This is a genomic window from Marinimicrobium sp. C6131, assembly GCF_026153455.1.
Lineage (GTDB): Bacteria > Pseudomonadota > Gammaproteobacteria > Pseudomonadales > Cellvibrionaceae > Marinimicrobium.
The window spans coordinates 1,736,492-1,749,254 of the sequence record NZ_CP110629.1 but is presented as its reverse complement, the minus strand read 5'-3'; the positions used below and the strand labels follow the sequence as shown (position 1 = coordinate 1,749,254).

Here is a 12,763-nt window from a genome sequence, read left to right as displayed (position 1 = left end):
CAGTCCTACTCCTTGTTTACAATCACATTCTGGCCGGCGTAATTCATCGGAACCAGAATGGTATCGCGTGCAATGGGCGAGCGCTCCGGATAGTCGAGGGAGAAATGCAGACCGCGGCTTTCCCGGCGCGCGCTGGCCGAGCGGATGATCAACTCGGCGACCATGGCGAGATTACGCAGTTCAATGAGGTCGCTGCTGACCTTGTAATTGCTGTAGTACTCGGCAATTTCCCGCTGCAACAGCTTGATGCGGTGGGTCGCCCGCTGCAAACGCTTCTGGGTGCGCACGATGCCCACATAGTCCCACATGAAGCGGCGCAACTCATCCCAGTTGTGGGAGATGATCACATCCTCATCGGAGTTGGTGACCCGGGATTCATCCCAGTCGGGTGACATTTCCGGAACATCAATGTCCGGCAGGCGCTCACCGATGTGTTCTGCCGCGGACTGCGCGTACACGATGCACTCCAGCAGCGAGTTGCTGGCCATGCGGTTGGCACCGTGCAGGCCGGTAAAGGAGGTCTCTCCGATCGCATAGAGGTTCAGCAGGTCAGTCTGCCCGTGGTGGTCCACCATGATTCCCCCACAGGTGTAGTGGGCGGCGGGAACCACGGGGATCGGCTCTTTGGTGATATCGATGCCGTACTCCAGACAGCGGGCTTTTACCGTCGGGAAATGGTCGCTGATGAACTCGGCCGGTTTATGGCTGATATCCAGGTAGAGGCAATCGCAGCCCAGGCGTTTCATTTCGTGGTCAATGGCCCGCGCCACGATGTCTCGCGGCGCCAGTTCGGCACGCTCGTCAAACCGGGTCATGAACCGCTCGCCATTGGGCAGGCGCAGGTAGGCACCCTCGCCGCGCAGAGCTTCGGTAATCAGAAAGGTTTTGGCCCGAGGGTGATAAAGGCAGGTGGGATGAAACTGATTGAACTCCATATTGGCGACCCGGCAGCCCGCCCGCCAGGCCATGGCAATGCCGTCGCCACTGGCACTGTCGGGGTTGCTGGTATACAGATAGACCTTACTGGCGCCACCGGTGGCCAGAACCACGACGCGGGACTGGAAAACGTGCACGTGGTCATCGCGCCGGTTGAGCGCGTAAGCGCCGGTGCAGCGCAGTTTGGGTGACCCTTTGTCAGCCTGGGTGATCAGGTTCAGGGCGACATGATCCTCGAACAATTCGATATTGGGTTGGGCGCGCACCCGGTCGATCAGGGTGCTGTGGACGGCTTCGCCGGTGGCGTCGGCGCTGTGGATGATTCGTCGGTGGCTGTGCCCGCCTTCCTGGGTCAGGTGGTAGCCACCACTGCCACCTTCACGGGTAAAATTGACGCCCTGATCAATCAGCCAGCGAATGGCGCCCTTGCTGCGCTCGACGGTAAACCGGACCGCATCCTCGTGACACAGGCCCGCGCCGGCATTGAGGGTGTCGCCCACATGCGCTTCGATGGAGTCCTCATCATCCAGAACAGCAGCGATACCGCCCTGGGCAAACCAGGTCGAGCCCTCGTTGACGGCATTTTTGCTCAATACGTGAACCCGTCCATGTTGGGCCAGTTGCAACGCCAGAGTCAGGCCGGCGGCGCCGGACCCGATGACGAGAATATCGCTGTTAAAGTGGTTACTCATTCAATGTATACCTGTCCTGCTATCGGGAGAGGCCCGTTGGGGGGCTTTTACGTCGCCGGGCTCTCTCCGGGATCATCGCTCTGCGGCACGGAACCCGGTCGGGCCGACCGTAACGTTAGAGGTAGATGGTATAAACCCGTATAATAGCAAGGCTCGTGGCCAGTGTCTTAGAGATCGTTGGGTAATAATGGGTAGCAGCACTTATGAACTTTTTATCAGACCTTGGGTCTGTGGGGCACCGATGATGAAGGGTCGGTCGCTCACCATGCCGATGAGTAGTGTTCGCTCCAACAGGCTGAAAGTGGCAAATCGCAACAGTGGCAAACAACAACAGATGAATGAGGCCGGGGTCCCGTCGTGGGGCCCGGGTCGCTTGGGGGTTAGGGGATGACAGCGCACGCCGCGCAGGACACCGATCAACAACTGGTTGAGCGAGTACAGAAGGGCGATAAGCGCGCCTTTGACCTGTTGGTCATCAAGTACCAGCACAAAATTTACGCCATCATCGGACGTTATATCCGCGATCAGGCCGAAGTGCAGGACGTTGCTCAGGAGGCGTTTATCAAGGCCTACCGGGCGTTGGCCAAATTTCGGGGCGACAGCGCCTTCTATACCTGGCTTTACCGGATCGCCATCAATACCGCGAAAAACCACCTGGTGGCGCGCAACCGGCGGCCGCCCGCCAGTGACGTGGAAGTGGACGATGCCGAGTTTTACACCGGAAGCGAGGCCCTCAAGGATATCGAGAGCCCGGAGCGCAGCCTGATGCGCGATGAGCTCCAGGCCGTGGTTGACAAGGCCATACGGGACTTGCCGGAAGATCTGCGCACGGCGGTGACACTCCGGGAGATGGAAGGGCTGAGCTATGAGGATATCGCCCACATCATGGATTGTCCGGTAGGCACCGTGCGATCGAGGATATTCCGGGCTCGCGAAGCCATCGACCGGTGCATCGAACCGCTGGTGGCAGAGTCGTAAATGTTTGTTAAGATTTTTTGGTTTTTGGCTGAACCTTTGGCGGGGAGCCCAGTCTCACCCCATGAAGGCCCGGGGGTTTGAGGCACAGCGGTGCTTCAGCCACTATTTGATGTCGCTTAATGAAGGTACATGCGCGATGACTGAACAGAGCAATCACTCCCTGAATGAGTCACTGTCGGCACTGGTCGACGGTGAAGCGTCGGCGCTGGAAGTACGTCGGTTACTGAAGGTTGGCGCTGAAAACTCAGAGGATTCGGAGTTGAAAGCGCGCTGGTCCCGTTACCAGTTGGCCGGCTCGGTAATGCGACGTGAACTGGATGTGATCGCCCCGTCGGGCTTTGCGGACCGAATCAGTCAGGCTCTGGCCGACGAGGCTGTGCCGGCATCCGGCCACCGCCACTGGTGGCAGCGGGTCGGCCAAGTGGCGGTGGCCGCGTCGGTAGCCGGTGCGGTATTGATCGGGGTCCAGCAGTATCCGGGTATGGAAGCTGACAATACGTTGGCCGGCACCACGTCTGCCGAGCGCAGCAGCGCCGAAAGCGATATCGGTCGCTCCGAACCGGTCTCCCTACCGGCGGGCTATCAGGCTCCGTCCCTGCCCATGGCTCGTACGGCCAGTGCGGAGAGCGGCTATGATCCGGTTCAGCGCCCGTCCCGTGAAGTGATTTTCGTGCCGGTGCATGCCGAATCCGGCCAGATTCCCGCCGAGGAAATCCGCGCCTATCTGAATCAGTTGATGCAGGCTCACAGTGATCACGCGGCGCGCAATAGCAACCAGGGGGTTCTACCCTTCGCGCGAGTGACCAATCAAGACGAGGAGTAAATCGCCGTGATGGGCCGACTGCTGGCGTGCCTGGTATTGCTCTCAGCGGGCTGGATGGCCCAGGCAGACAGCCCGGACCCGCTCAACCTGCTGCAGAACATGGCCCGTGCCGGCCAGGACCTCAACTACCGGGGCTCGTTTACCTATGAGCACCGCAACGCCATGGAAAGCTTTCGGGTATACCGCTGGTCGGAGGGCGACCAGGTGTATGAGCGGCTCGAATATCTCAATGGTCCCGCCGGCGCCGCTCAGCAACTTGGCGGGCCGGCAGGGTGCCAGACGACCGGTTACCGCCTGCTCAATTCTGATGTCTCTCCCGAGGCGGTGGCCCGCCTTGATCGCTACTACCAATTGACCGTTCGAGGGTCAGATCGGGTCGCGGGCCGGGAGGCCCATATCCTGGAGGTTCGGCCCAGAGACCAACTCCGCTATGGCTATTTGCTGGGCGTGGATCGTGCTACCGGATTGTTGCTCAAGGCGTTGCTGGTCGATGAGCAGCAACGGCTGCTGGAGCGCTTTCAGTTCGTGGATCTGGAAATCAATCCGGATGCCGAACGTTTAAAGGAGGATGTCGGGTCCTGGCCGGAAAGCCGGTCCGACTGCATGGACCCCGAGGCTGATCAGCCGACACGCTGGAGTCTTGGCTGGCTCCCCCCCGGGTTTGCCTATTCCGGGGAGAAACGTCTACCAAACGGTATCGATATGCTAATGTATACCGACGGGTTGGCCAGCTTTTCGGTTTTTTTACAGCCGGTGGCCAACTCCCCCGAAGTGGAAGGTCGGGCCCACCGGGGGGCCACTTCCGCTTATATGGGGCAGCTCACGGCGAACAGTCAACCGTATCGGGTGACCGTTGTGGGAGAAATTCCCGGTGATGTTGCCGAGCAACTGGCTCGAGGCATTACCGCGTTGCATGGGGCCAGCGAGGTACAACCATGATTTCCGAAACCGGGCGCATTGTCGCCATTGAGGCCGACGGCCTTTGGGTGGAAACCATTCAGCGGTCCACCTGTGGCAGCTGTGCGGCCGAGAAGGGCTGTGGCCAGAGTCTGATGGCCCGACTCATGGGGCATACCAGTTACCTTTGGGTGCTGCTGGAGGGGCGGGACCCGGCAGATTTCCGTCTGGATCAGGAAGTTCAGATCGGCGTGCCCGAGAGCGTTGTGGTCAATGGCTCCCTTTTTGTATACCTCACGCCCTTGCTGGGGATGCTGGCGGGTGCCGGTGTGGCGCAACAAATCTGGGCCTCCGATGGCCTGAGCGCCCTCGGCGCGCTGGTCGGCCTGTTGGCCGGCGGGGCGCTGGTCCGCTGGCGTGCCTATCAGACCCGGTATGATCGCCGCCTGCAGCCGGTTCTGCTCGATGATCGCCAACCGGTCACCCTGATTCCTTCGTGACCCCTTCCCCTGCTTGAGAGGCTGAATTTTGCCTGCCGTCCCCGCTCTGACGATTCCGGAACACGAAGTTGAACTGACGGCCATCCGCGCTCAGGGTGCGGGAGGTCAGAATGTGAACAAGGTAAACAGCGCGGTACACCTGCGTTTTGATGTCCAGGCGTCGTCGCTACCGGAAGCGGTCAAGGAGCGCCTGCTCCAGATGCGGGATCAGCGGATTACCAGTGATGGTGTCCTGGTGCTCAAGGCCCAGCGTTTCAGGACCTGGGAGAAAAACCGGACGGATGCCCTGGAACGTCTGGCCGAGCTGATTGCCAAGGCCAGCCACCGACCCAAGCCCCGGCGTCCCACTCGTCCGTCCAGAGCCGCACGGCAGAAGCGTATGGACCGGAAGACCCAGCGGGGCGCCATCAAGCGCAATCGGGGCAAAGTGGACCTCTGAACCTGCACGGATACTGACTCAGGTTTGAACCGTCGCCGAGGCTCGCTCCAGGGTGATTTTGGACTCCGGCTCCGGCACTTGGCGCCACAGCTCATCCCGCAACTGACCGAATGCCGGTTTGCGGTCATTGACCAGCCAGCGTGCCAGGGCCTGGGCAACATTGGGGTAATCGACGGGGCGAGCGCGCGGCATGGCCAACCAGTCTCCGATAGCCTTCTCGGTCAATACCTGAGCGACAGAGCCATAACCCAGCTGGCTCAGTGCAAAGGCGTTTGACTGTTGCTCCATCTGGCCGACCACCGGTTGCACCAGCAGCTTTTTACCCAGTTGAATGGCTTCGCTGGGCAGCTCAAAACCCGCGCTGCAAATGACCCCTTCGACCCGGTGCAGATCCGCCTGAAAGCCCTCTCTGGAAAAGGGGCGAATCTGTATGTGGCCTTCATCGATGGGCTTGGGTACCGGTTGGTAGACGTAGAAACGTGTGTCCGGAAATGCGCGCAGCTGGGGTACGATATCCTCGGGTTGGGCGAAGGGCAAATACACCAGGTACTCATTCGCATGACACTCGTTCGGGTACTGCGAGGGCTCAATCAACGGCGGCAGGATGGGCTGGTTGAAGTGGTGCCAGTGCAGGCCGATGGCGTGATCCACCGGCGCGAAATGCCGCATGAATGCACGCACAAACAGGTTCTCGCCCCGCTTGGGGATCTGGTGCATGAACGCGCACTGGTGAGAAATGCCGATGCTGGGCAGTCCGCCTCGGCGGGCCGCCCACGCGGTGACAGGCTCGAAATCATTGATTAACAGGTCATAGCCACTGACATCCAGGGTGCGAATGTCACGGTAGAGTGCCCGCAGATGGCTGCTCAGGACGGTCCGGGGGTAATTCACCCGCCCGTGCTCGGTGACAAAAGTCAGGCCTCGAAAGCATCGGTATTGGCCAAAGACGTCCATATCAAAGTAGTCTTCCGGCGCCCGTCCCGAAAACACCCAGTCTACTTCGACACCCTCCTCTCCAAGCGCCCTTGCCATAATCCGGGCACGGGTGGTGTGTCCATTGCCCGTGCCCTGAACACCGTACAATATCTTCATAAAACGCCCGCTGCTGGCCAAATGATTGATGAGGCGAACAGTCCCACCATGGCGGCCCCGGACCCCAATAACGCTCCGGCGGCGATATCACTGGGATAGTGTACTCCCAACAGCACCCGACTGGCGCCAATCATGCTGGCCCACAGATAGCAGGGCAGCGCAAACGCCGGGTAAAAGCTGGTGACCAGAGCGGCAAACAGAAACGCGGCGGCGGTATGCCCCGAGGGGAAGCTGAACTGGTCCGATGGGGTAATCCAGGCTTCGTAGAAATCAATTTTCATGGCGGGGCGGTCTCGTTTGATGACATTTTTGAGCAACAGGTAGAGACTGATATCCAGAGCATAGGCCAGCATGCCCGCCAGCAGAAAGGCTTGTCCGTGCTCAGGTTCGAGTAATGCCAGCGCCAGGGAGCCCAGAATATACAGGTGCCCGTCTCCGGTCCTCGATATCCATCGGACTGATTTGCGGTAGGGAAAGCGCTTAGTGACATGGAGCCACAGGAAAGCGAGGGTATCCAGCCGATGGACGCGTTCAAATAGACTGTTCATGGGTCACCGCCTTGGTTGGGTCTGAGGACTTCAGCCGTCGACAGCGTATTGATAGCATTCCATTGTGAATCTTCTATGACAGCCACTGGCCGGGATTTCCATCCCCGGAACAATCCGTTAACGTAGCCGGCTTTGGCGTTCATTCAGGAGTCGTACATCGTTATGCCGAAACCCGGAAAAACCGGTCTGAGCCGGATTATCGATGCCTTCGGGTATTCCATGCGCGGCTTCGCCGCGGCCTGGCGCTTTGAGGCGGCGTTCCGCCAGGAGGTCCTGTTGGCCATTGTATTGCTGCCGGCGTCGTTATGGCTGGGTACGACCCTGATGGAGCGGTTGCTGCTGGTGGCCAGTGTGTTCTGGGTCATCATGGCGGAACTGGCGAATTCCGCCATTGAGGCCGCGATTGACCGCACTGGCGATGAAATGCATGTGCTGTCGGGGCGGGCCAAAGATATGGGCTCGGCGCTGGTGCTGGTCAGCCTCATCTTATTGGCCATCATCTGGTTGAGTGTGGCGGCGGAGCGGTTTCTCTGAGGTTGTCTGTGCACCGAGGGGACTGACAGTGGTCGAGCGGGGGGCGAATACGCTACACTCGGGGCCGACGTTAACGCCGAGACGGCACACAGACTCAGGCCTCTATGGATTTCTTGCTCGAATTCTCCACCCTGTCACTGGTTTTGATGGCATTGATCGTGCTGATGACGGTCTATTTCATCGGGCCTGGCTACTCCTCCCAAAGTGCGGTACACGCCCCGACCATTCTCACCAGTACGGGTATTTTCGGTACCTTTATCGGCGTGGCTCTGGGGCTGCTGGAGTTTGACACCGGTGATATCCAATCCAGTGTCCCGGGGCTGATCGAGGGACTGCAGACGGCGTTCTGGACCTCCATTGCCGGCCTGTTGGGCGCCTTGCTGGTCAAGTTTCGGCATTTGGCCACGACGCTGCGCCAGCACCGGCGTCAATCCAGTTACGAGGCGGCCACCGTCGATGATCTGGCCAATCTGCTGTCCGACATCCACCAGTCCCTGTCCGATCCTGATGCCGGTGGCCTCAATGCCGCGGTGCAGGGGCTGCGGCAGCAACAGCAGGAGGAAATCCAGGGGCTGAAGCGGTCGCTGGAGCAGTATCAGGCCGATATGACCGAGGCCAACACTCAGGCACTGATTCGCGCACTGGAAACCGTGCTGAAAGACTTCAACGCCCAGATTGACGTCCAGTACGGCGAAAACTTCAAGAAGCTCAATGAAGCGGTCGGCAATATGCTGCTCTGGCAGCAGAACTACAAAACCGAGCTGCAGGAGCTTCTGGTCACCCAGAAGTCCAACGGCGAGTTGCTCGACAAGGCCAGCCGGGCGTATGAGAAAGTGGTCACCCACTCCGAAGTGTTCAATCAGGTGTCCGAGTCCCTCGGAGGTCTTATGGAGGCACTGCAGGCGCAGGCCCGGGGACTGGACCAATATCTGTCCCAGTTGTCGACGGTGGCCGAGAAGGCGGCGGCCGGTTTGCCCTCCCTGGAGGGGCGGGTCGATGCGCTGACCGATCAGCTGGCGGACAGCGTCACCCGCAACCAGCAGCAACTGAGCCAGGTATTGGATGAAGCCTCCCGGGCGCTGCGGGATACCTCGGCGGAAGTGCATCGCAATCTGGCTGACAGCCTGACCCGATCCCAGACCGGTCTGCACCAGCAGGTGGAAGCCCTTGTCGACCGCACAGGCAGTCAGTTGGAGGAGTTGGACAAGGCGCTGGAGCGGGAGCTGACCAAAGCGCTCACCACCTTCGGCTATCAATTGACCTCACTGTCCGAGAAATTTGTCAACGACTATTCGCCGCTGACCGACAAGCTGCGTGCGCTCGTCCAGGCCAGCAGCGCGGTTACTGATTCCAATGGCCCCGATACCACTCATGACTCAACCACCAGACCGTCAAAACCCGCTCGCACCCCGGCCCAACCATGATGTAGAGCATGAGGAGCACTGGGTCTCCGTCAGTGATCTGATGGGGGGACTGATGATGGTGTTCCTGTTGATTGCGGTGGTCTACATGGTTCAGCTCGAGATTGAGAGCCGCAAAATCCGTGATGTGGCGGTGCTCTACGATCGCCTGAAAACCCAGCTGTACGATGATCTTCAACAAGAGTTCGGGGACGATCTGCCGCGCTGGGGGGCCGAGCTCAACCGGGACCTGAGCCTGCGTTTTTACGATACCGAAGTGCTCTTTCCCCAGGGGGAAGACACCCTGCGTCCCGCCTTCGAGGCGATATTGTCGGATTTCTTCCCCCGTTACCTGGCGATCATAACGTCCCCCAAATACCGGAACGATATTCTCGAGGTGCGAATAGAGGGGCACACCTCCAGCGACTGGGGCGATCTGCCCGAGCGGGAGGCTTATATCCGCAACATGGCACTGTCCCAGGCCCGAACCCGCACCACGCTGGCCTACCTGCTCAGCTTGCCGGACGTTGAGGGTGAGCGGGCCTGGATCAAGGCACATTTGACCGCCAACGGTCTGTCATCTTCCAAAGTGGTGACCCGAAATGGCCGGGAGGATGAAGTTCGCTCCCGTCGGGTGGAATTCCGGTTGCGCACGGATGCCGAATCCCGCATCGAGGGACTGCTTTCAGAGGATCGCTCGTGAAGCTGCCGGACTTTCTGGAATTTGAACCGTTCAACCGGTTACGGACGTCATTGGGGGCGGACCAACTCGGGGCATTTGAATTTTTTGATCCGCGCCTGCATCTGACGGCCGGGGAGCGGGAGCAGCTCCAGATGGGGTTGACGCTTGGCTGGTCCGCGCTGCGTTGTCTGCATGACTACACGCTGGCGTATAAAAACAGCCGCGTTCTGCTCTGGGGCCGGGCGCCGGGGCAGAGTTGGGCGGCACCGGGGTATCACCTGGCGTACTGCCGGACTCTGCAACAATTGCGTCGTCAGCAACCGGGCCTGCAACTGGAGGTCGCCACCCGGTTACCCGAGCCGGACCCCTGGCCGTGGCGAGTCTGCCCGGATTGCTTGCAGCAACTCCAGTTCCGGGGATTCGACGCCGCACGAGCCCGACATCGGGACTACAGTGAACGGGTGCTGGAGGCGTTCGATCTGGCGGAATTTTTTCGTGAGTATCCGGTTTATCCGGTCACTTCAAAGGTGTTACGGGCCCTGGATGTCGTCGCGTCAGCCTGACCTCCCGGGGTCGGTAGCGCTTGTTCATTGGGGCGGGATCAGTGATCAGTGGTGGGAATAGAGGCCACCCTCGCTGAAAAAGGCATAGTAATCCTGTTCCAGAGACCGGCCCGGCGTGCGCCGGTCCGTTGATTTACGGCGTTTGCGATGATAGAGGTCCATCGGCATCTCAGCACAGGGGTCCGGCTCCTGCCGTCGGTCCGGGCCGCGGCGGCGGTTGATGAAAATGTGATCTGGGCGATGCATGTCGGTCAATCGTTTTTTAAGGTTGGGTTAACACAGTGTAGTCGGCAATCGGTAAAATACCGATAATTTTTCGGAGCGAAGTATGAAACCGGTAGAAGCGTCCATTACCACAGCACTGACAGAGGCTTTTCAGCCCCACCACCTGGAGGTGCACAACGAAAGCCATCAGCATAATGTGCCCCCCGGTTCAGAGAGCCACTTCAAAGTTGTTCTGGTATCCGAGGCCTTCGTCGGCAAGCGGCAGGTACAGCGTCATCAGGCGGTCTATGGTGCGCTGGCCGAGCAGTTGCGGGGCCCCGTGCACGCGTTGGCGCTGCACACCTACAGTCCCGATGAGTGGCGTGAAGTCAATCAGGTACCGGGTTCACCCCCTTGCCTGGGCGGTGGCGCCCGGTCCTGATTTGTGGAGAATTGACGCGTCAATCCACCGCCTGATGCTGGTTGTTCAAAATTTAAGCGTTTATAATGCGCGCTTTCTGTCAGTCCCCTGAGGTTTATTGTCTTCCCATGAGTGCTTTTGTCGTCGCTGCCCTGTATAAATTTGCGTCTCTGCCGGACTTCCGGGAAATGAGCGATCCCCTGCGGGAGCGCTGCGTGGCGCTGGGTCTCAAGGGGACGCTACTGCTGGCCCATGAGGGGATCAATGGCACGGTTGCCGGGTCCCGGGAGGGCATTGATGGATTGCTTGACTACCTGCGTTCGGACCCGCGACTGGTCGATCTGGAACACAAGGAGTCCCCAAGCGATGAGCAGCCGTTCTATCGAATGAAGATCAAGCTGAAAAAGGAAATTGTGACCATGGGCGTGGAGGGCATAGATCCTCGCCAGAGCGTGGGTACCTATGTGGCCCCGAGCGACTGGAATGCGCTGATCTCTGACCCCGACGTACTCGTTATCGATACCCGCAACCACTACGAGTATGCGATCGGGAGCTTCGAGCGGGCGGTTGACCCGGAAACCGAGACGTTCCGCGAATTCCCCCAATACGTGCAGGACAATCTTGACCCATCGCGTTACAAGAAAGTGGCCATGTTCTGCACGGGTGGTATCCGCTGTGAGAAAGCCACGGCGTACATGAAGTCACAGGGCTTTGATGAGGTCTACCATCTGCAGGGCGGTATTCTCAAATACCTGGAGGAAGTGCCCGAGGAAGAGAGCCTCTGGCGGGGTGAGTGTTTTGTGTTTGATAACCGTGTGGCGGTCAATCACCGCCTTGAGCCGGGAACCTACGACCAGTGTCACGGCTGCCGCCACCCGATCACGGAAGACGATAAGCAGGCGCCAGAGTACATGAAAGGCGTCAGCTGCCCGCGCTGTTACCATCGCCTGACGGATGACCAGAAGGCCCGATTCGCTGAGCGACAAAAGCAGATCGAGTTGGCGCGTCAGCGCAATGAAGCCCATATCGGCGCCGCACCGCCGGCGCGCCAGCGTCGAGCCGAAACCAAATCGTGATCTGGAAGGGCGCCGACGCCACTTCCCCCAACGGAGATTGACTCATGGAATCCCTGGATTACCAAGCGTGGACCCTGGATCTGGCCCGAGGCAGGGCCGAGCACCCGAGTGGTTTCAGTCTGGAAGTGGAGGGCGATCTCCGCAACCCCTCCGGCGTCGCGCCGGCCAATTACCCACAAGGGTTGAGCTTTGCGGATCAGGCTCGCCTGCTGCGGTCGGGTATGGAAGCGTTGGCCGCAGCCGCCAACGGTTCGGACGCGGGATCCCCGAAACGGTCCACCGTGGTTAACAGCCGGGCCCGGCGGGCGGAAGAGAGTGCCAGACAGTTTGCTGAGCAGCGCAAGGACCGCCCCGCGCGGCCCAAGCTGTCGCTCAAGAAAAGGGATTAGCGGATGACCAACTGACCCCGCAGTTGCAGGTCGGTCCGGTGGTTGTCGACCACCATGAATAACTGGTCCATGCGCACACCCGCCATCTCTGCCTGACTGGCAGGGGCGTGAACACCGCCTCCGCTGGAGACCAACCGATCGAGTTCCGCCGTGGTGGAGTCGATGGCCGTCAGGATATTCTGGGTCGTGGCTTCATCGCGGAACACCCGGCCCTGACCGGTCAGAGCCAGATACTGATCACACTCCTCAAGCCATTGCTTGCGCTGCTTCAGGAAGTTGCTGATATTGCGCATCCCTCCCTTGTGCCCGGTGGTCAGCTTTTCATCCCGGTAGCTCTGCAGGCTCTCACGCGCGCGCAGCAAAAAGGCCACGCTGGTGTCCTGGCAGTAGGACGCCGTCAGATAGCTGGAAAATTTGACTCCGTGCTCTTCCATGGCCGCCTCGCGCTTGCAGGTTTCATCGCAGGCCTGGCTGGGTAGGCACACCATAAGACTGAGTAGAATGAATAGTTTTTTCATAGTCGCGCCAGTGGTTTGTTATGAATTTTGTACTGCGTAATGCCTGTATATGATATTTCGGCGACACCGTC

Annotated in this window: 17 protein-coding genes; 12 read left to right on the top strand and 5 right to left on the bottom strand. The window is 59.7% G+C overall.

Going from position 1 to position 12,763, the window contains the following annotated elements:
* Positions 1-5: 5 nt before the first annotated feature.
* Positions 6-1,628, bottom strand: coding sequence for an L-aspartate oxidase (nadB, locus tag OOT55_RS07445; RefSeq protein WP_265368476.1), 1,623 nt, complete (start codon positions 1,626-1,628; stop codon positions 6-8).
* A gap of 387 nt (positions 1,629-2,015) precedes the next feature.
* Here nadB and rpoE point away from each other — a divergent pair, with 387 nt between their 5' ends.
* The 5 genes from rpoE (at position 2,016) to arfB (ending at position 5,265) form a co-directional block, all read left to right on the top strand.
* On the top strand, positions 2,016-2,606 hold the full coding sequence (gene rpoE, locus OOT55_RS07440; protein WP_024460621.1) for an RNA polymerase sigma factor RpoE: 591 nt from the start codon (positions 2,016-2,018) through the stop codon (positions 2,604-2,606).
* Positions 2,607-2,742: 136 nt separating this feature from the next.
* Complete coding sequence (locus OOT55_RS07435; RefSeq protein WP_265368475.1) at positions 2,743-3,429, top strand: sigma-E factor negative regulatory protein; 687 nt, start codon at positions 2,743-2,745, stop codon at positions 3,427-3,429.
* 9 nt (positions 3,430-3,438) lie between these two features.
* Positions 3,439-4,368: a MucB/RseB C-terminal domain-containing protein gene (locus OOT55_RS07430; protein WP_265368803.1), complete on the top strand. Its 930-nt coding sequence runs from the start codon at positions 3,439-3,441 to the stop codon at positions 4,366-4,368.
* Positions 4,365-4,826, top strand: a complete 462-nt coding sequence (locus OOT55_RS07425; protein WP_265368474.1) for a SoxR reducing system RseC family protein — start codon at positions 4,365-4,367, stop codon at positions 4,824-4,826. The genes OOT55_RS07430 and OOT55_RS07425 overlap by 4 nt, the downstream gene beginning before the upstream one ends.
* A gap of 25 nt (positions 4,827-4,851) precedes the next feature.
* Positions 4,852-5,265: an alternative ribosome rescue aminoacyl-tRNA hydrolase ArfB gene (gene arfB / locus OOT55_RS07420; protein WP_416140997.1), complete on the top strand. Its 414-nt coding sequence runs from the start codon at positions 4,852-4,854 to the stop codon at positions 5,263-5,265.
* Between the two features lie 18 nt (positions 5,266-5,283).
* Here arfB and OOT55_RS07415 read toward each other — a convergent pair whose 3' ends face one another.
* Together OOT55_RS07415 and OOT55_RS07410 are read right to left on the bottom strand one after the other, a co-directional pair.
* Complete coding sequence (locus OOT55_RS07415; RefSeq protein ID WP_265368472.1) at positions 5,284-6,357, bottom strand: MJ1255/VC2487 family glycosyltransferase; 1,074 nt, start codon at positions 6,355-6,357, stop codon at positions 5,284-5,286.
* The gene (locus tag OOT55_RS07410) at positions 6,354-6,905 is read right to left on the bottom strand and encodes a phosphatase PAP2 family protein (protein ID WP_265368471.1); all 552 of its coding nucleotides are present in this window, start codon (positions 6,903-6,905) and stop codon (positions 6,354-6,356) included. The genes OOT55_RS07415 and OOT55_RS07410 overlap by 4 nt, the downstream gene beginning before the upstream one ends.
* A gap of 162 nt (positions 6,906-7,067) precedes the next feature.
* Between OOT55_RS07410 and OOT55_RS07405 the strand changes: the two genes are divergently transcribed.
* From OOT55_RS07405 to OOT55_RS07390, 4 genes are all read left to right on the top strand, one after another.
* Complete coding sequence (locus tag OOT55_RS07405) at positions 7,068-7,439, top strand: diacylglycerol kinase (RefSeq protein ID WP_265368470.1); 372 nt, start codon at positions 7,068-7,070, stop codon at positions 7,437-7,439.
* Between the two features lie 104 nt (positions 7,440-7,543).
* Positions 7,544-8,863 (top strand): hypothetical protein, encoded by a 1,320-nt coding sequence (locus tag OOT55_RS07400; protein WP_265368469.1) that lies wholly within the window; start codon positions 7,544-7,546, stop codon positions 8,861-8,863.
* Positions 8,811-9,542: an OmpA family protein gene (locus OOT55_RS07395; RefSeq protein ID WP_265368468.1), complete on the top strand. Its 732-nt coding sequence runs from the start codon at positions 8,811-8,813 to the stop codon at positions 9,540-9,542. Before OOT55_RS07400 ends, OOT55_RS07395 begins: the two co-directional genes overlap by 53 nt.
* Positions 9,539-10,084 carry a hypothetical protein gene (locus OOT55_RS07390; protein WP_265368467.1) on the top strand — a complete coding sequence of 182 codons (546 nt, stop codon included), beginning with the start codon at positions 9,539-9,541 and terminating at the stop codon, positions 10,082-10,084. Before OOT55_RS07395 ends, OOT55_RS07390 begins: the two co-directional genes overlap by 4 nt.
* 45 nt (positions 10,085-10,129) lie before the next feature.
* Here the strand turns inward: OOT55_RS07390 and OOT55_RS07385 are convergent, their stop codons facing one another.
* Positions 10,130-10,330, bottom strand: coding sequence for a hypothetical protein (locus OOT55_RS07385; protein WP_265368466.1), 201 nt, complete (start codon positions 10,328-10,330; stop codon positions 10,130-10,132).
* Between the two features lie 82 nt (positions 10,331-10,412).
* On the opposite strand from OOT55_RS07385, the gene OOT55_RS07380 reads away from it, so the two are divergent.
* The 3 genes from OOT55_RS07380 to OOT55_RS07370 all read left to right on the top strand — a co-directional run bounded on the left by OOT55_RS07380 (position 10,413) and on the right by OOT55_RS07370 (position 12,174).
* Positions 10,413-10,730 carry a BolA/IbaG family iron-sulfur metabolism protein gene (locus tag OOT55_RS07380; RefSeq protein WP_265368465.1) on the top strand — a complete coding sequence of 106 codons (318 nt, stop codon included), beginning with the start codon at positions 10,413-10,415 and terminating at the stop codon, positions 10,728-10,730.
* Positions 10,731-10,837: 107 nt separating this feature from the next.
* The gene (locus OOT55_RS07375) at positions 10,838-11,785 is read left to right on the top strand and encodes a rhodanese-related sulfurtransferase (RefSeq protein WP_265368464.1); all 948 of its coding nucleotides are present in this window, start codon (positions 10,838-10,840) and stop codon (positions 11,783-11,785) included.
* A gap of 44 nt (positions 11,786-11,829) precedes the next feature.
* On the top strand, positions 11,830-12,174 hold the full coding sequence (locus tag OOT55_RS07370; RefSeq protein ID WP_265368463.1) for a hypothetical protein: 345 nt from the start codon (positions 11,830-11,832) through the stop codon (positions 12,172-12,174).
* Here the strand turns inward: OOT55_RS07370 and OOT55_RS07365 are convergent.
* Complete coding sequence (locus OOT55_RS07365) at positions 12,171-12,692, bottom strand: hypothetical protein (RefSeq protein WP_265368462.1); 522 nt, start codon at positions 12,690-12,692, stop codon at positions 12,171-12,173. The genes OOT55_RS07370 and OOT55_RS07365 overlap by 4 nt on opposite strands.
* Positions 12,693-12,763 lie beyond the last annotated feature (71 nt).